Origin of the sequence: Allobosea robiniae (assembly GCF_900102525.1) — a bacterium.
Taxonomy (GTDB): domain Bacteria; phylum Pseudomonadota; class Alphaproteobacteria; order Rhizobiales; family Beijerinckiaceae; genus Allobosea; species Allobosea robiniae.
Genome location: NZ_FNBZ01000003.1, coordinates 37,749 through 54,286 on the forward strand (window position 1 = coordinate 37,749; position 16,538 = coordinate 54,286).

Here is a 16,538-nt window from a genome sequence, read left to right on the forward strand (position 1 = left end):
ACAGGCAGCTGGACCGTCATCCACCGCGATCGCATTCAACGGAGCATCCTAACGCCTTGTGAAGAAGCGAATTTGCTCCATAGAAAACGACAACATAAAATCGGTATCGTAAACTGGACTTTCGTTCCAGTTTACGATACCGCTTAACGCAAGCGCTGCACAAGACGGTGCCGAAAAAGGAATGCCAACAATCGGAGGAGACCGAATGACCCCAGAAAATCAAAAAGGCGGGAAGAAGAGCGGGACGTCGCGCCGATCGCTCCTGGCCGGAGCGGGCGGCCTTGCCGCGACGCAGTTTGCCGCGAGCAATTTCGGCATGCCCTATATCGGCAATGCGGCGGCGGCTGAGCCGATCAAAATCGGCATGCTTTGGGCCAAAACGGGCGCCATCGTCGACCAGGCGACCTATCTCGCCCAGGGCGGCTTCTTCGCCGCCGAACAGCGCAACAACCAGCTCCTCGGACGCCCCATCGAGATCGTCTGGCTGGACGAGCCCAACCCGCAGGGCGCGCAGCTCAATGCACAGCGCCTGATCGACGAGCACAAGGTCTGCGCCCTGATCGGTGGCGCCCAGAGCTCGCTCGCGCTGGCGATCTCGGCCGTCGCGAAGAAGTCCAAGATCCCTTATGTCGCAGCCAATGCCGCGGCCCTCGATCTCACCGGCAAGCTCTGCAACAAATATACCTTCCGCCTGCAGCCGCCCGTCGACGTCCACACGCGCGTCCTCGCTCCCTATTGCGAGAAGCTCGGCAAGAAGTGGTACACGATCACGGGCGCTTTCGCTTTCGGCCAGGACATCAAGGCGAGCTTCACCGACTACATCACCAAAGCCGGCGGCTCGGTCGTCGGCTCGGATGAGGTGCCCGTCAGCACCGCTGACTACAGCTCCTTCATTCTCAAGATCCGTGCGGCAAAGCCGGATGTCGTCATCGGCGGCCTCTCGGCGAGCGACCTGACGACCTTCCTGAAGCAGTGGAGCGAACTCGGCATGAAGGGCAAGATTCCCTTCGCCGAGATCTCGATCGGCAATACCGATATCTGGGGCGTCGGCCCGGAAGCCGCGACCGGCATCTACACCATGGTTTGGGTTTACAATAACCCGGGCAATACGGCCGAGGACAAGGCCTTCGTCGACGCCTACATGAAGAAGTTCAACGAACCTCCGGCTGACAAGGCCTGGATGGGATGGTTCGGCATGCGGTCGCTGCTGGAGTCGATCGAACTCGCGAAGTCGACGGAGCCAGCCGCTATCGTTAAGGCGCTTGAGACATGGCGCGTCAAGGAAGGCGACCTCGACGTCGGCTATCGTGACTTCGATCACCAGATGAAGCGCCGGACCGTGATCTGCAAGGTCAAGGACAAGATCCCGAACAAATGGGATTATGTCGACGTGCTGGAAAATGCGCCCAAAACCGCCGCCGAGATCGACGAGGCTTTCGGTTCAGCTGCAAGCAGCGCGTGCAAGATGGACAGCATCTAATACCTCGGGCCGAGCGCTGGGCCTGCTTCGAAGGTCCGGCTCCATCGAAGAACGCTGCGGCAGACCGAAGTCTCCGCAGCGCTCCCATCCGACACGTCAATTCCGCGCCGCATGAATGCGGCGCCTTCCCCGCGCGGCAGGCAACGTGTGCCGGCGCGGGAGGGACCATGCCATGCTCGACATGATCATCTCCCAGGCGGCGAACGGTCTCGTCCTGGGCTTTCTCTACGTTCTGATCGCGATCGGGCTGTCGATCATCTTCGGCATGCTCGGCATCGTGAATTTCGCCCATGGCTCGTTCTTCGCTATCGGCGCCTATCTGGCGCTGGTGCTGGCCCGGGACTTCGGCTGGCCGGCTGCGCTCCTGTCTCCGATCATCGTCGGAGCCATCGGCATGATCGTCGAGATGACGCTCATCCGACACCTCTACGGCAAGGAACCGCTGCTCGGCCTGATCCTGACCTTTGCCCTCGCGCTTCTGGCCGAGGCGATCCTCAGGCTCATATTTGGGGGAGCGCCGGTTCCATTCAATCCGCCGAGCATCTTCGCCGGCTTCATCGAATACGGCCCGATCCTGATCACGAAATACCGTATGACGGTCCTGTTGGTTACGGTCCTGGCTCTCGTCAGCTTCTGGGCGTTCCTGCGCTTCACGCCCTTCGGCCGTATCATCCGGGCGGGTTCGCGTGATGCCGAGATGGTCGGACTGCTCGGAATCAACCTGCCGATCCTGCTCTCCGGCGTCTTCGGCATCGGTTGCTTGCTGGCCGGGCTCGCCGGCATGCTTGCCGGCCCCCTTTGGACCGTCATTCCCAGCATGGCATCGGGCGCGATCATGCCCGCCTTCGTCATCGTTACGATCGGCGGCCTCGGATCGTACTCCGGAGCGATCATCGCCGGCCTCCTCGTCGGCATTACCACCGCCATGAGCATCCAGTTCGCCCCGGCCTGGTCCGGCGCCGCGATGTACGTGCTGATGGCTGCCATCCTGCTCATCCGTCCGCGCGGCCTGTTTGGCGAGCGCTGGGAGAGGTTCGAATGAGAAGCCGTTCCATCCTGACCAATCCGATCCTCTGGATCGCGGTCGTTTTCGCAGCGCTCACCTTGGCCTGGGTCGGCCAGGGCGCCCCGGTAAACTTGATCACTCAGATCGCGATCTACACGCTCTACGGAGCGGGCGTGAACCTCCTTGTCGGATACACAGGACTGGTTCCGTTCGGCGCTTCGGTCTTCTTCGGCTGCGCGAGCTACTTCGCAGCGCTGCTTCTGCTCGGCCCGGTCAAGCAAGACCTCCTCGCGCTCGTCCTGTCCGTGGTGATCTCGATGGCGATGGCCGTCGTGCTCGGAGCACTCATCCTGCGCCGACGCGGACTGTATTTCTCGCTGCTGACGCTCGCATGTTCCCAGATCGCGTTCGAAATCGCCTACAAGTGGACGGCCGTCACGGGAGGCGAGAACGGACTCCAGGGCGTGCCGCGCCCGAGCTTTCACACGGAAATGCAGTTCCACCTGTTCGCCCTGGCCTCGGTGCTGCTGTGCCTGTGGTTGCTGTGGCGGCTGGTCCATGCGCCATTCGGCAGAGCACTGCAGGCCATCCGCGACAACGAGCAACGGGCAAGCAGCCTGGGTTACAACACCTATCTGGTGAAGCTCGGCGGCTTCGTGCTCATGGCCGGCCTCGTCGCCTTTGCTGGCTCGCTGCTGACGCTGATGCTGCAGGGCGTCTACGCCAACAATCTCGGCTGGCAACGCGCCGGCGACTCGCTGCTGATGACCGTCCTCGGGGGCGTGCACCACTTCCTCGGACCGCTCTGGGGTGCAATCGCCTTCATCATCCTGGAGAACCGGCTTTCGGCGATTACTGAAAACTGGTGGCTGATCTTCGCGCCGATCATCATCGTCTTCGCGCTGTTCTCGCCCGAAGGGATGCAGGGGCTGGCGCAACGCCTGCTCCGGAACGAGCGCTGGACGCTCACACGCAACACCATCCCGCCGCGACCGCAGGTGATCAAGCCCTATGAAAGCGCGGGGCAGGCGATGGATCCGGACAAGCCGATCCTGGAGACCCGCAAACTCAGCAAGAGTTTCGGCAGCCTGGTGACCGCCAAGGAGATCGATCTCCAGGTACGGCCGTTCGTGCTGCATTCGATCATCGGCCCCAATGGCGCTGGCAAGACCACGTTCTACAACATGCTGACCGGCGTCCTGCCGCCGAGCGGGGGCACGATCCTGTTCGAAGGCAAGGAGATCACCAAGCTGCCAATGTATGCCCGTGCCCGGCTCGGCATAAGCCGCTCCTTCCAGATTCTCTCGATCTTTCCGAACCTTTCGGTCTTCGAGAACGTCCGCATCGCGGTGCAGGCGCAGAGGCACGGTGCTCTCGGCTTCTTCCGGGATGCCCATGACATCGAAGCACTGAATGAGCGCACTTGGTCGATCCTCGATGCGGTTGGACTCGCGGACCGGGCGGCCGACCCGTGTATGAATCTGCCGCACGGCGCCAAGCGGTTGCTCGAAATCGCAGTGACGCTCGCGATCGACTCCAAGCTGCTGCTTTTAGACGAGCCACTCGCCGGCTTGGCCGAGGCGGATCGGCAGATCGTCGCGGAGTTGATCCGCAGCCTGGCGAAGAAGCACGCAGTGCTGTTGATCGAGCACGACATTGATCGCGTCCTGGCGATATCGGACCGCATTTCCGTCCTTCATCAGGGCAGAATGATAGCGGACGGCAAGCCGGCCGACGTGGCTCACAACCCCGAGGTGATCGCCGCCTATCTCGGCGCCGCCAAAGGCGATTCCAAGGCGCCCCCGGCGGTCGAACGCATCGCACACGCTTCTGCCAAGCCGCTGCTGGAGGCGAAGGGGCTGGCCGTCGGCTATGGCGGCAGCACGGTTCTGAACGGCGTCGATGTCACCGTGCATGTCGGCGAGGCGGTCGCTCTGCTTGGCCGCAATGGCGTTGGAAAGACGACCTTGCTACGGGCCCTTACGGGCACGCTGCCGTTGAATGCCGGAACGGTCGACTTCGCGGACGCCGATATAGGTTCCCGCAAGCCTTATGAGATCAATCGGCTGGGCATTGCGCTGGTGCCCGAAGGCCGCCGCCTCTTTCCGAATTTGACGGTGGTCGAGAATCTTCAGATCGCCCAGCGCGCGGGAGGGCTCAGCATCGAGGAGTGCTTCGACCTCTTTCCGCGTCTGCGAGCCCGTCAGAAGGCAAAGGCCGAGAATCTATCGGGCGGTGAGCGCCAGATGGTCGCGATCGCCCGTGCCCTTGTCGTCCCCAGCAAGTTGATCCTGCTGGACGAACCCTTCGAAGGCCTCGCGCCGGCGGTGGTCGAGGAGGTGATGGCAGCGCTGGTCAAGCTGCGGGGCAAGGTCGCGATGATCATCGTCGAACACCATGCGGAGACCGTTCTGCCAATCGTCGACAGAGCCCTCGTGCTGGTCAATGGCCGCATCGCGTTTTCGGGCGACGCTGGCGACCTTGAGAAGGATCATGCCTTGCAAGCAAAGCTGCTGGGCGTGGTCCAGGCAGACGAAATCGCGGCGGCCTGAGCGAACGATGACCAGTCCTTCTTTAACAGCGAACCTCAACGGCGCAACGCGGCTCCACCTGATCATTGGCGACCCAATCGCTCAGGTGAAGTCGCCTTCGGGCATGACACCCAAATTCGTTGAGGCAGGCAGAAACGACATCGTCGTGCCGGTCCGCGTGACCAGCGCGGATCTGGCCGCGTTCCTGGCGGGCGTCAGCCTGGCCCAGAACGTCGACAGCATTATCATCACCGTGCCCCACAAGTTCGCTTGCTTCGACCACTGCGAAACTGTTTCGGATCGCGCCCGGCTACTGGGCGCGGTTCAGCACATGCGGCGGACCGCTTCCGGTCGTTGGCATGGGGAAAACTTCGACGGAATGAGCTTCGTCGCGGCGGCCAAGGTCCGGGGTGCGGCCTTCCAGGGTGCGCGAGCGCTGCTCGTTGGCGCCGGCGGCGCAGGCTCGGCCATCGCCCTCGCAATGGTGGAGGCCGGTGTCGCGGAGCTCGCCATCCACGATACCGACGAGCAACGCTTGGCCAAATTGCTCGACAAGATCGCAGGCGCAACGGCCACGCCTGTCCGGCGAGGTTCGCCGGATCCGTCCGGCTTCGATATCATCGTCAACGCCACGCCTTTGGGCATGCGAGCCGAGGATCCGTTGCCCGTTGATGTCGGACGCCTCAAGCCCGAGAGCTTTGTCGGATGTGTCGTCACAGCGCCTGCCATCTCACCCCTCATCGAGGCGGCGCGAAAAGCGGGCTGCCGCACCTCGACCGGCCTCGATATGACCGAAGCCGCCCAGAAGCTCGGGCTCAACTTCGTTCTTTCCAGCCCATCCTCACAAAATGACTGACGGACGCGCACCACCCGGTTCTGGGAATGCCGTGGAGCACGCCATGTTCAAACGCATGTCGATTCTGGAAAAGCGGCCGGGGGACGAGCAGGCCTTTTTCTCCCGGTATTGGGAGGAACGGCACGGGCCACTTGTAGCCCGCCTGCCTTTCATTCGCGCTTACGTCCAAAACCATGTGGAACAGCAGTACGAGCCTAGTTCATTTCGCGTGGGCGGCATTGTCGAACTCCAGTTCGATGACGCCAGCGCGATGGACGAAGCGTTTTCGGCCGAAGGATCGAAGGCCGTCATCGCGGATGAGGCGAATTTCCTCGGCAACGCGGCGGGCTACATCATTGGCGATTCAACTGTCCGCATGGCAGGCGAATTGGGTAAGCTCGTCGTTCTCTTAAGCCACGACGACCGTCGGGCCGGGACGAAAGAATTCGAGACGGCCGTCCGTCAACTGCCCGGTTTCGTGCAGTTCATTCGAGATGACGTCGCATCGACGATCACGCGGCCGGGCTCAGCACAGCCAGGCCAGCGGGTCGACAGCTTCTTCCATATTTACTTCGACGGCACCGCAGACGCTGACCGGGCCGGACCAAAGGTCGCCAGGATGGCCGACACATTCAAGCTCGGTGTCTTCCGAATGCGCACCACTCGTATCGTCTAGCGCCGTCGGATCAAGCTGGCAGCCCAGGCATGAGACAAGGAACCCTCCCATGAAAGCGCTTGTAGTCGGCGCGAGCCGCGGTATCGGCGCCGCCATAGCCTTGCGCCTCGCCAAGGACGGCATCGCCAGATCCGGCTTTGCTCAAATCGTGATCACGGCGCGCGCCCCGTCGCCGGCGCTAACGGAGGTGGCGTCTGGTATCACCAGACTTGGTGCCCAGCCGCATATCGTCACTGGCGATATCGGCGACGCGACCGTTCCCGCTCGCATCGGTGCCGAGGCAATCGAAGCCTGTGGCGGCCTCGACCTGGTCGTGGCCAATGCCGGCATCACATCACCTGGCCCGCTTGCGACCCTGTCGATCGAAAGCTGGGAGCGACTGTTCGCCGTCAACACCCGCGGCCCCTGGCTTCTCGCGCAATCGGTTTACGAGGCTTTGCGTGCCACGAAGGGTAGCTTCGTGGCCGTGGCGTCTATGTCGGGCATGTTTCCCCACCCGGGCTCGGGTTCCTACTCCTCGACCAAGGCGGCGCTGATCATGATGTGCCAGCAGCTCGCCCAGGAGTGGGGCCCGGACGGCGTCCGGGTCAACGCGGTCTGCCCTGGAATGATCCGAACTCCCATGACCGAGTCCATCTATGCCGACCCCGCCATTGCGGCACGGCGCGACGAGATCGTGCCGCTTAAGCGCGTGGGACAGCCCGATGACATCGCGCGGGTCGTCTCCTTCCTCGGCAGCGATGACGCACGCTACGTCACCGGTGAGGCGATCCGGGCCGATGGTGGTTTCTCCTCCTCTATCCTTTCCTACGTGCCGGGGCTTGCGAAGTCCCGCTAGCTACCATCGGTCAGCCTGAACGACCGACAGGAAGTGCCCCGCAGTTCACCAGGGGCAGGGCGGATATGCAGGATCGTTCTTAGACTGGAATATCATTCCAATATAATGTTCTACAAAATCTGGGAGGAACATCATGGCGCGCGCAAGGATTGGGATCATCGGGCTCGGGGTGATCGGCAAATCCCATCTTTCCGTGTTGCAGGAGACGGAAAACGCCGACGTCGCCGCTATCTCCGACCCTACGCAAGCAGCCCGCGACCACGCCGCCGGTCGCAACGTAAAGGCCTATGACGATTATCGCACGATGATCGAAACGGAGCGCCTCGATGGCGTCGTCGTCGCGACGCCGAACGACCAGCATGTACCTGTCGCGCTCGATTGCATCTCTCGCGACATCGCGGTCCTGGTCGAGAAGCCGATTGCGGAAAGCGTCGAGGCCGCGCGCCGGCTCTGCGAGGCGGCAGAGGCCAAGAACATCCCGATCCTCGTCGGCCACCATCGCCGACACAATCCCGCTGTCAGGGCAGTGCGCAAAGCCATTGCAGATGGAGTTATCGGCAAGCCCGCCATCGCGACCGTGATCTATACGCAGCTCAAGCCGGACAGCTACTTCAACCTTGGCTGGCGGCGCGACAAGGCCAGCGGCGGTCCGATCCTTATCAACCTTATTCACGAGATCGACCTGATCCGCTTTGTCTTCGGCGAAATCGAGAGCCTGCAGGCATCAACCTCCTCGGCGGTCCGTGGCTTCCCGGTAGAGGACACGGCTGGCGTCCTGCTGCGTTTCCGCAACGGCGCGCTCGGCACGATCAGCCTCTCCGACACGGCTGCCTCGCCCTTCAGCTGGGATCTGACTTCCGGCGAATTCGACCAGATGGCCGGCACCACCGACAAGCTGAAGCGTCAGCAAGTCTCCTCGCACATTTTTGCGGGCTCGGAAGGTTCGCTCACTTTGCCGGATGTCCGACACTTCAGCTATCGCGGCGATACCGAGCCGGGGTGGTTGAGCGAATTGAGTGAGGACAGGCTCGCCCTGACCCCCGAAAGCGCCTATCGCCGGCAGGCCCGACATTTCGCGGCCGTTTCCCTGAGGGAGGAAGAACCCGTTATCAACGGCCGCGATGGCCTGCGCACGCTGGAGGCCACGCTCGCGGTCAAGGCGGCCTCCGAAAGCGGCGGCACCGTCCGGCTTTCGGCCTGACGGTGGGACGGGCCATGCCTTTGAACAAATTCATGAGCGCGGATGATGCCGTCGCGCTTATCCGCGACGGCGACACCGTCGGCTTGGTGGGCGGCGGCGGCGGATTGATGGAGGCGTCTTGCCTGTTCTCCGCGGTCGAAAAGCGCTTTCTCGAAACCGGCCATCCGCGCAACCTGACTGCCGTGCACTCGCTCGGGATCGGCGACAAGAAGACGCGAGGCATGAATTGCTTCGCCCACCAGGGCATGGTCCGCAAGGTGATCGGCGGCCACTGGCCCTGGTCGCCGCGCATGCAGCAGATGGCACGCGACAACGAGATCGAAGCCTACGTTCTGCCCGGCGGCGTCGTCATGCAACTCTATCGCGAGATCGCAGCCAAGCGACCGGGCCTGCTGACGCATGTCGGACTCGGCACCTTCGTCGACCCGCGACGCGAGGGCGGCCGGATGAACGAAGCCGCACATGAGGAATTGGTCGAGCACATCACGATCGAAGGACGCGACTATCTTCGCTACAAACCCTTTCCGGTGAATGTGGCGATTATCCGCGGCTCCTATGCCGACGCCCACGGCAATGTCAGCCTCGATCAGGAGGCCGCCAATGTGGACATCTACGCCGTGGCGCTCGCAGCCCATAATTGTGGCGGCAAGGTCATCGTGCAGGTCCGTACCGCGGTCGATGTCGGCACTCTGCCCGCCCGCTCTGTACGCATCCCCGGGGCGATCGTCGATGCCGTCGTCGTCGATCCCGAGCAGCGCATGGGCTACGATACTGTCTACGATCCGCTGATGTCGGGGGAGCGCCGCGGTCCCGCCCTGGCACATCCCCCGCAGCCGATGACGGCCCGTCAAGTGATTGCCCGCCGCGCCGCGCAGGAGCTCACCGATGGCGCGGTGCTGAATTACGGATTTGGTATCCCGGACGCCGTGGCCCGGCTCGTCGAACTGCGTGGCGACGGCGAACGCTACTATCAGACAATCGAGCATGGCACCTATGGTGGCGAGCTTTTGGTCGGGACGCTCTTCGGCTTTGCCCGCAACGCCTCGGCGATGATCGACGGCCCCTCCCAGTTCGACTTCTATTCAGGCGGTGGCCTCGATCTCGCGTTCCTTGGCTTCGGCGAGCTCGACCGCGAGGGAAACGTCAACGTCTCCAAGCTGGGGGGCGTGCCAGTCGGTCCAGGCGGCTTCATCGACATCGCCCAGAACGCCCGAAAGGTCGTCTTCTGCGGAACCTTCGACACCAAAGGCACGGAGATCGAGATCGGTGCTGGCCGGCTCGCAATTCGGCGTCAAGGCGAGGTGCTGAAGCTGGTGCCATCCGTCGAGCAGATCACCTTCTCGGGCGAGCAGTCGCGTGCCTCGGGGCAGGAGGTGATCTACGTCACCGAGCGCGCCGTCTTCCGGCTTGGCGAGGCCGGGCTCGTCCTGACCGATATGGCGCCGGGCGTCGATATCCGCAGCGACATCCTCGAGCGCATCGCCTTCACGCCGGTGATTCCGAGCGATCCGAAGCCCTATTCGGCCGATTGCTTCGGTTAACGCCCGCTCGACGAAACTACGGAGAACAGCATGTCATCCGCAGCCCCTCTCGCTGGCATCAAGGTGGTCGACTACAGCCATTTCCTCGCCGGTCCGTATCTCTCGCGCTGCTTGGCGGGCATGGGTGCCGAGGTCGTCAAGGTCGAGCGTCCAACCGTCGGTGATGCTGGGCGACATCATCCTTATTTCGTCGGCGACGAGAGCGGCTTCTTCTTGCAGCAGAACATGGGCAAGCGCGGCATCTGCGTCGACGTCAAGAAGCCGGCGGGGATGGAGTTAGTCCGCCAGCTGGTCTCCACGGCTGATGTCTTCGTCGAAAACTATCGGCCCGGCGCACTAGTTCGGCTCGGCCTAGGATATGACGATCTTGCCCGTCTTAATCCCAGACTGGTTTACTGTTCGCTCTCTGCCTATGGCCATACCGGTCCGAAATCCGCCAAGGCTGGCTTTGGATTGATTGCCGAGGCGATGTCAGGTGCCATGGCGCAACTCGGCGTGCCGGGCGAACCTCCGCCATTGCTGCGGATCCCGATCGCCGACATGTATGCCGGCATCCATGGTGCGGCCGCGGTCTGTGCAGCTCTGCTCGGGCGCGCGACCTCTGGCAAGGGCCAGCATATCGATCTCGCACTCTACGACTGCATGGTCTCGATGCACGACTATGCGATCCAGTGCTTCACCTTGAGCAACGGCGCCATCCTCCCGCAGCAAGTCGGATATGACCTGCCGGATTCAACCGTCTACGGCGTCTTTCCCGCCCCGGACGGATATCTCGTCATCGCCGCGCAGGTTGACGATGCCTGGCGCCGCCTTGCCGGCCTGGTCGGCGGAAGTGAATTGGCGAGCGACATGCGTTTCCACACGGCAGCAGGCCGCAATGCCAATCGCGAGGAGGCTCTGCGTCGCGTGCGGGATTGGACCGCGACGCAATCCTCCGTCGCGGCCTGCATTGCCGCATTGGAAGCTGTCGACGTGCCCTGCGCGCCGGTCCAGCGCATCGACGAGGTGCTTGCCGATCCTCAGCTCGTCGCACGCGGCATGATGATCGAACAACAGCATCCTACCCTTGGCCCAATCAGATTGCCCAACTTGCCGTTCCATTTTTCGAACTACCAGCCCGAGCCCATGCGGATCGCGCCTGGCCTCGGCGAACACAACGCCGAGATCGCTGCCAGTCTCGGATATTCGCCGGAGGAGATCGCGAACCTGGCGCGCGATGGCGTGCTGTATCAGGCCCCCGTCCACTCGTCCGAACCCGCAAAAACTGCACAGGGAGCAGCAACATGAGTCAGTTTCACGTAAGCCTCGGCCAGAAGGCACAGTTTGCGAAGACGGTGTCGGAGAGCGATGTCTATCTGTTCGCCGGCATTACTGGGGACCTCGCACCCAATCACGTCAACAAGGCTTACATGGAAAAGTCGAGCTACGGCCGCCTACAGGCCCATGGCGCACTCATCATAGGCTACATGTCAGCAGCCTCGAGCATAGTGACTGCGACCGCGCGCGACGGTGACGAGACGCCAGTGTCGCTAGGCTACGACCGGATCAGGATCGTCGGCCCAGTCTTCTTCGGGGACACGGTTACCGTCGATTACGAGATCGATACGATCGACGCCGAGCGCAGGCGAGCGACCGGCGCGATCCGGGTCACGAACCAGGATGGCGAACTGGTCGCGGTCGCAACCCATATTCTGAAGTGGGTTCCCAATACGAAGCATTGACGAAAACGGGCGCGCGTCGGCGCGCCCTTCCCTGTCCGCCTTTAGAGGCCTGCCCCATCGAGGCGCCCCGGTTCGGCCAGCAGCCAGGTAGCGTAGGCCCCGATCCCCTGTTCCAGATCGAAGCGCGTGCGGAAGCCGGTGTCGGCGATGAAGTGCCGACCATCCATCGGCCCGCGAATAGGCGTGAACGTATTCCACGGCATCGCACCCGGGCCGATCGCGATCACCGCTTTGGGAACCGCGGTCCTGACCGCATCTGCTATCTCGAAAGTTGTGTAATTCCGGGGCGGGGCGAGGTGGTAGGTGGAGCGGTTGAGCTGCGGCGCATCGACTGCTGCGATCAGCCCCGCAACAACGTCATCGATGTAGGTGAAGCCTGCCGAGAAGTCCCCGCCGCTGGCGTCGTCGCGCGGGACGCCACGGATGGCATCTATCAATATCGGAGGGATCGGGCCGCGGGCGAAAGTGTAGTTCACGACCGGAGGCCCATAGATCCAGGAGATGCGGACTGTCGCCGCATCGACGCCGAATTGGGCTCGGAAAGCCCGGACCATCATCTCGCCGCAAGCCTTCGTCGTGCCGTAAAGACCGTCGGCATCCGGAGGTTGATCTTCGGTGATTGGCAGGCTGGGGTCGACATCCTTGAAGACGCTTCCGGTGCTGCCATAGATCATTCGGCGCCACTCTTGGCGTCGGGCAACGTCAAGAAGATTCACGACGGCGCCGACATTGGTTTGGAAGGCCGCCACAGGATCGGGCCGGCAATACATTTCGTTGGCCATGGCGGCGAGGTGGATGCAAGAATCCACGCCATTGTCTCGACAAAGGCGCTCGACTGAACCCAGATCCGTCAGGTCGCACGTGGCCCAAGTCACATGGGCGCCGAGCGCCTCCGCATCTGCAGCACGGAACGTCCGGTTATATTGCGCGATGATCGGCCGCTCGCGCGCCAGGCTGCGCACGATTTCGTAGCCGACATGCCCCATCGCACCCGTAACCAGCAATGTCATCGCCGCCTGCCTCCTCTTCTTGGTGAAACTGCTGCCGCCGGTCCGCGTCCGGCGAGCTTGAGGGAAACCAGCCCTCCAGCGACGATGAGCCCCGCTCCAAACACGCTGAACACATCCGGCACCTCGTCGAATACGGCGAAGCCGATCAGCGTGGCGGTCAAAAGTTGCGCGTAAGAATAGGGGGCGATACGCGAGGCACCCGCCCGAAGATAGGCGGCGATCATGCACGCCTGGCCGACGGCCTGGCACAGCCCGGACATGGCCAGGAACAACCATTGCCGCGAGGTCGGGGCCTGCCAGACAAAGGGGAGCGCCAGGGTCGACAGCAGCAACGCTACGAGCATGGTATAGACAACCAGCGAACGCGGCGGAGCCTGCTGCGCCACGACGCGCGTCAAAACCTGGGCGATGGCAGTGAAAATCCCGCCCAGAGCCGGGAGAAGCAGCACCCACGAAAAACGGCCGTCGAAGGGGCGCGTGATCGTCACCACCCCAAGCAAGCCAAGCGCGACGGCAAACCAGCCCCAACGATTGACCGTCTCTCCCAGCACCGTACGCCCGAGGGCCATGCTGATAAGCGGCGCCACGAACAAGACTGTCGTCAGCTGTGCCAAAGGCACATAGGCCATCGATATGATGATGCAGACGCCTCCCAGAAATGGAAAAAGCGAACGAAGCAGCACGAGGCGCACCGGCACATCCAGCAACAGCGACCGCCAATGCCGCGGGCGCACGAGAGTCAGCATCACGACCGCGAACGCCACGCTGCGTCCCCAGAGCGCCATACCCGCATTGCTTTCGGCGACGACCAGCTTCGAGGCAGCATCCCCGACGGCAAAGAGACTGAAGGCAGCAACAGCGAGACCGAGCGCGGCAACACCGGTTTCCGCCCGGAGAGGATGGCCCGGCGCTTGGTTCACCGGGTACGTTCCACCTCGACCCCTGCCGAGCGCTCCAGATCGCGAACCAACTCCGTCTGGTCAGCTTGGGCCGAAACGCCGTTCGCGATCGCGCGCTCGAACATTGCCGTCACCGCTCGAGTCATCGCTACGGGTACGCCAAGCCGATCGGCTTCGGCGATTGCCGCCCCCATATCTTTCAGAATGACCGCCATGGGCGAACCGAAATCAAAACGCCGCGTCAGAACGTTCTGTGGGATGACGGTGAGTGAAGCATCGTTCTTGCCGGTGCCGTTGTTGATCACGTCCAGCATCGCCTCCGGATCGAGCCCTGCCTTGGAACCGAAGACGAGCGCCTCGGCGGCGATCGCGAAGTTGACCGCCGACATGACGTTGTTGACGAGCTTCATCACCTGGGCACGCCCCGCCAATTCGCCAAAGTGCACGATCCGGCCGGCGTAGCAGCGCAACACCGGCTCGACCGCGGCGGTGGCATCCTCCGGCCCCGACAGCATCACCGTCAGCGTACCGGCAGCGGCGCGAACGCGCCCGCCCGTCATCGGAGCGTCCACGAGCGCAATCCCCCGTGCCGCGAGGCCGATTTGCATTCTTGCAACCAACTCCGGGCCTGTCGTGCTCGTGATGACGCAGATGCGTGCCGCGCCGCCGGCGACAATGCCGTCGGCCCCTAGGACTACCGTGTCATGAGCCGGCAGGCTGGCGAGACAAACGAAGACGATCTGTGCGCCGTCGGCGACCTCGCGGGCGGAGCGTGCCAGCCGAGCGCTGCCGGCGAAGACCCCCAGGGCGGGCTCGCTGATATCGTACACGACGAGCTCGTATCCGGCATCGATGAGGCGTCGCGCCATGGGCGACCCGATCGCCCCCAGGCCGATGAACCCGATTGTCGGTCGCGATCCGTCCATGGTCGGGGCGCGCTCAGTACAGGCCAGGCGTCGCGCCGCCATCGACGGCGATCGCCACGCCCTGAATGTGGCGCGCGTCCTCGCCGCAGAGGAACAGGGCCAGTGCGGCGATGTCCTCGGGGCGCCCCAGCCGCCGCAAGCCCTCCCGGGCGATCAATTCTTCGCGAATCTCCGCAGGACTTTTCCCTGCTACCCTGGCGCGCTGCTCAAAGAGCTGCTCGACCCTCTCCGTCTCGGTCATGCCCGGATAGATTGCGTTGACGTTTACGCCCGCGCGCTTGCCCAGCCCCGACAGCCCCTTGGTGAAGTTCGCCATCGCCGCGTTGACAGACCCGCCTATTAGGAAGCCGGGATCAGGGGTCCGCGCCGCGCCGCCGATAATGTTGAGGACATGCCCGTGCCGCTCGGAGAGGGATGGCCAGAACAACCGGCACAGCCTGACACAGGCGAAAAACTTGAGATCGAAACCATCCTGCCAGTCATTGTCGGGGAGAGTGAGGAAATCTCCCGCCTTCGTCGCACCCGCAGAGTTGACGAGAATGTCGCAGCCGCCAAAGCGCGACATCACGCCCTCGAACACGGCCTTGCACCCCGCTTCCGAGCGCAAATCCACCGCCACCGTCGCCGGCCGCCGGCCATGGCTGTCCGCGATGGCTGCCGCTGCCGTCGCGAGCGTCTTGTCGGAGGACGCGGCGAGGACCAGCTCGGCCCCGGCAGCGGCAAAAGCCTGCCCGATTCCGAAGCCGATGCCCCGGCTTCCGCCAGATATGACGACCACCTTTCCGCTGAGAGGCGACATCATGCTACTCTCCTTAGACAAGCGTCACACGAAGCTGACAAATGCCCCCGAAGCGCGCGTCAAAAGGCTGCCCGCGTCGGAGCTGAAGTGGCACGCAGAGCGAACCGGTTGATAGATAATCGCCCGCCGAGAGCGCGACCCCGCGCCGCAAAAGGCCGTCGATCATCTCGGCCAGCACCGTCACGACATCCCCGCGCTGGGAACCGCGATAAAGATCGACAGGCGCCCCCGGCATACCGGCCTCAATCGATAGGCCGTTGAGATCCAGTGTCTGCCAATCGGCGACATCTTCCCCGAATATGAAAGCGCCTCCGCTGCCGTTGTCGGCTATCGCCAGTAAGGTCTTGGCATCGGTGCTTCGGATGTCGATCCGGCTACCGGCGACTTCAATCCCTGGGGCGAGATTGACCGCAGAGGCGACCTCATCCCGCGAATAAGGCGTGCCGCGCGCAGGCAGGGCGTGTTTAAGGCGGAAGGCATATTCTAGCTCGGCGTTGTATCCGGCATAGAGCGCATGGGGCAGTTCAGCCGCACCGACGAAAATGCGATCCCGCATGATCCGGCCCGGGATCGGCCCATCGTGACCCTCGGCTATCTGAACCGCGCGCAGGGCCGCGCCGATCTTCCAGCCGCCGACACCCGTGCCTAGGAGCTCAGCCATCCTGTCTTGGACCCAATAGGCCTCATTGCGGCTTTGCGGACGATTGAGGCCCGTCGGCTCGTCAATTCGGGTTCCAGCCTCCCAAGCCAGCGCCAACGAACTGGCCAGGCGCTCAAGTTCAGCCCGCATCGTGCCTGCTCCAACACAAGAACCAACCCAGTTTTCTGAATTGGATCTCACAACCGGAACATTATTCCAACATTTCTGGTGATCGTAAGGGCGGTGATGGGCAGCGGGGGTTGCGCTCAGCGCTTGTCTCAAGACCGATGTGGCGGATCGTGCGAAGTAGCCCTGGGCTCGCACGAATGGAGGTCGGTACTGCAAATGAGCCGGCCGCTCGCGCCCCCTAGCCTCAATGGGTGATCGAGGCGCCGAACTTCTCATGCAAAATTTGCATATAGTTCTTTCCTGATC

The 16,538-nt window shown here is 63.1% G+C and carries 15 protein-coding genes; 10 read left to right on the forward strand and 5 right to left on the reverse strand.

Annotated elements, in window-relative coordinates; translation table 11 throughout:
• Positions 1-205 precede the first annotated feature (205 nt).
• The 10 genes from BLQ70_RS09095 to BLQ70_RS09140 all read left to right on the forward strand — a co-directional run bounded on the left by BLQ70_RS09095 (position 206) and on the right by BLQ70_RS09140 (position 11,829).
• Complete coding sequence (locus tag BLQ70_RS09095; protein ID WP_091856717.1) at positions 206-1,480, forward strand: ABC transporter substrate-binding protein; 1,275 nt, start codon at positions 206-208, stop codon at positions 1,478-1,480.
• 172 nt (positions 1,481-1,652) lie between these two features.
• Positions 1,653-2,522, forward strand: coding sequence for a branched-chain amino acid ABC transporter permease (locus BLQ70_RS09100; RefSeq protein WP_170843359.1), 870 nt, complete (start codon positions 1,653-1,655; stop codon positions 2,520-2,522).
• A 95-nt stretch (positions 2,523-2,617) separates the two neighbouring features.
• On the forward strand, positions 2,618-5,038 hold the full coding sequence (locus tag BLQ70_RS09105) for a branched-chain amino acid ABC transporter ATP-binding protein/permease (protein ID WP_342028481.1): 2,421 nt from the start codon (positions 2,618-2,620) through the stop codon (positions 5,036-5,038).
• A gap of 7 nt (positions 5,039-5,045) precedes the next feature.
• Positions 5,046-5,873 carry a shikimate dehydrogenase family protein gene (locus BLQ70_RS09110; protein ID WP_091856720.1) on the forward strand — a complete coding sequence of 276 codons (828 nt, stop codon included), beginning with the start codon at positions 5,046-5,048 and terminating at the stop codon, positions 5,871-5,873.
• Between the two features lie 43 nt (positions 5,874-5,916).
• Positions 5,917-6,528, forward strand: a complete 612-nt coding sequence (locus tag BLQ70_RS09115) for an EthD family reductase (protein WP_061970393.1) — start codon at positions 5,917-5,919, stop codon at positions 6,526-6,528.
• Positions 6,529-6,577: 49 nt separating this feature from the next.
• Positions 6,578-7,366, forward strand: a complete 789-nt coding sequence (locus tag BLQ70_RS09120; RefSeq protein ID WP_061970394.1) for an SDR family NAD(P)-dependent oxidoreductase — start codon at positions 6,578-6,580, stop codon at positions 7,364-7,366.
• A 133-nt stretch (positions 7,367-7,499) separates the two neighbouring features.
• A complete protein-coding gene (locus tag BLQ70_RS09125; RefSeq protein ID WP_091856721.1) occupies positions 7,500-8,567 on the forward strand; it encodes a Gfo/Idh/MocA family protein in 1,068 nt (355 codons plus the stop codon).
• Positions 8,568-8,599: 32 nt separating this feature from the next.
• A complete protein-coding gene (locus BLQ70_RS09130; protein ID WP_244511964.1) occupies positions 8,600-10,108 on the forward strand; it encodes an acyl CoA:acetate/3-ketoacid CoA transferase in 1,509 nt (502 codons plus the stop codon).
• Between the two features lie 30 nt (positions 10,109-10,138).
• Positions 10,139-11,395 carry a CaiB/BaiF CoA transferase family protein gene (locus BLQ70_RS09135; RefSeq protein WP_091856722.1) on the forward strand — a complete coding sequence of 419 codons (1,257 nt, stop codon included), beginning with the start codon at positions 10,139-10,141 and terminating at the stop codon, positions 11,393-11,395.
• Positions 11,392-11,829, forward strand: coding sequence for a MaoC family dehydratase (locus tag BLQ70_RS09140; protein WP_061970399.1), 438 nt, complete (start codon positions 11,392-11,394; stop codon positions 11,827-11,829). The genes BLQ70_RS09135 and BLQ70_RS09140 overlap by 4 nt, the downstream gene beginning before the upstream one ends.
• 41 nt (positions 11,830-11,870) lie before the next feature.
• Here BLQ70_RS09140 and BLQ70_RS09145 read toward each other — a convergent pair whose 3' ends face one another.
• From BLQ70_RS09145 to BLQ70_RS09165, 5 genes are read right to left on the reverse strand one after another with little or no spacing between them, the layout of a single operon-like run.
• A complete protein-coding gene (locus BLQ70_RS09145) occupies positions 11,871-12,839 on the reverse strand; it encodes an NAD-dependent epimerase/dehydratase family protein (RefSeq protein ID WP_091856723.1) in 969 nt (322 codons plus the stop codon).
• Entirely contained in the window at positions 12,836-13,759 is a 924-nt protein-coding gene (locus BLQ70_RS09150; protein ID WP_091856724.1) for a DMT family transporter, read from the reverse strand. Before BLQ70_RS09150 ends, BLQ70_RS09145 begins: the two co-directional genes overlap by 4 nt.
• Positions 13,756-14,706 (reverse strand): NAD-binding protein, encoded by a 951-nt coding sequence (locus tag BLQ70_RS09155; protein WP_091856725.1) that lies wholly within the window; start codon positions 14,704-14,706, stop codon positions 13,756-13,758. The genes BLQ70_RS09150 and BLQ70_RS09155 overlap by 4 nt, the downstream gene beginning before the upstream one ends.
• The gene (locus tag BLQ70_RS09160; RefSeq protein ID WP_210184269.1) at positions 14,678-15,466 is read right to left on the reverse strand and encodes an SDR family oxidoreductase; all 789 of its coding nucleotides are present in this window, start codon (positions 15,464-15,466) and stop codon (positions 14,678-14,680) included. Before BLQ70_RS09160 ends, BLQ70_RS09155 begins: the two co-directional genes overlap by 29 nt.
• A 10-nt stretch (positions 15,467-15,476) precedes the next feature.
• Positions 15,477-16,253, reverse strand: coding sequence for a 2-keto-4-pentenoate hydratase (locus tag BLQ70_RS09165; protein WP_091856726.1), 777 nt, complete (start codon positions 16,251-16,253; stop codon positions 15,477-15,479).
• Positions 16,254-16,538 lie beyond the last annotated feature (285 nt).

What these genes read in the sequence shown, in the direction of transcription:
- BLQ70_RS09115 (WP_061970393.1), top strand. Translation starts at nt 5,917, where the DNA reads ATGTTCAAACGCATGTCGATTCTGGAAAAGCGGCCGGGGGACGAGCAG.
- BLQ70_RS09110 (WP_091856720.1), top strand. Translation starts at nt 5,046, where the DNA reads ATGACCAGTCCTTCTTTAACAGCGAACCTCAACGGCGCAACGCGGCTC.
- BLQ70_RS09120 (WP_061970394.1), top strand. Translation starts at nt 6,578, where the DNA reads ATGAAAGCGCTTGTAGTCGGCGCGAGCCGCGGTATCGGCGCCGCCATA.
- BLQ70_RS09160 (WP_210184269.1), bottom strand. Translation starts at nt 15,466, where the DNA reads ATGATGTCGCCTCTCAGCGGAAAGGTGGTCGTCATATCTGGCGGAAGC.
- BLQ70_RS09140 (WP_061970399.1), top strand. Translation starts at nt 11,392, where the DNA reads ATGAGTCAGTTTCACGTAAGCCTCGGCCAGAAGGCACAGTTTGCGAAG.
- BLQ70_RS09125 (WP_091856721.1), top strand. Translation starts at nt 7,500, where the DNA reads ATGGCGCGCGCAAGGATTGGGATCATCGGGCTCGGGGTGATCGGCAAA.
- BLQ70_RS09145 (WP_091856723.1), bottom strand. Translation starts at nt 12,839, where the DNA reads ATGACATTGCTGGTTACGGGTGCGATGGGGCATGTCGGCTACGAAATC.
- BLQ70_RS09155 (WP_091856725.1), bottom strand. Translation starts at nt 14,706, where the DNA reads ATGGCGGCGCGACGCCTGGCCTGTACTGAGCGCGCCCCGACCATGGAC.
- BLQ70_RS09130 (WP_244511964.1), top strand. Translation starts at nt 8,600, where the DNA reads ATGAGCGCGGATGATGCCGTCGCGCTTATCCGCGACGGCGACACCGTC.
- BLQ70_RS09095 (WP_091856717.1), top strand. Translation starts at nt 206, where the DNA reads ATGACCCCAGAAAATCAAAAAGGCGGGAAGAAGAGCGGGACGTCGCGC.
- BLQ70_RS09135 (WP_091856722.1), top strand. Translation starts at nt 10,139, where the DNA reads ATGTCATCCGCAGCCCCTCTCGCTGGCATCAAGGTGGTCGACTACAGC.
- BLQ70_RS09165 (WP_091856726.1), bottom strand. Translation starts at nt 16,253, where the DNA reads ATGCGGGCTGAACTTGAGCGCCTGGCCAGTTCGTTGGCGCTGGCTTGG.
- BLQ70_RS09100 (WP_170843359.1), top strand. Translation starts at nt 1,653, where the DNA reads ATGCTCGACATGATCATCTCCCAGGCGGCGAACGGTCTCGTCCTGGGC.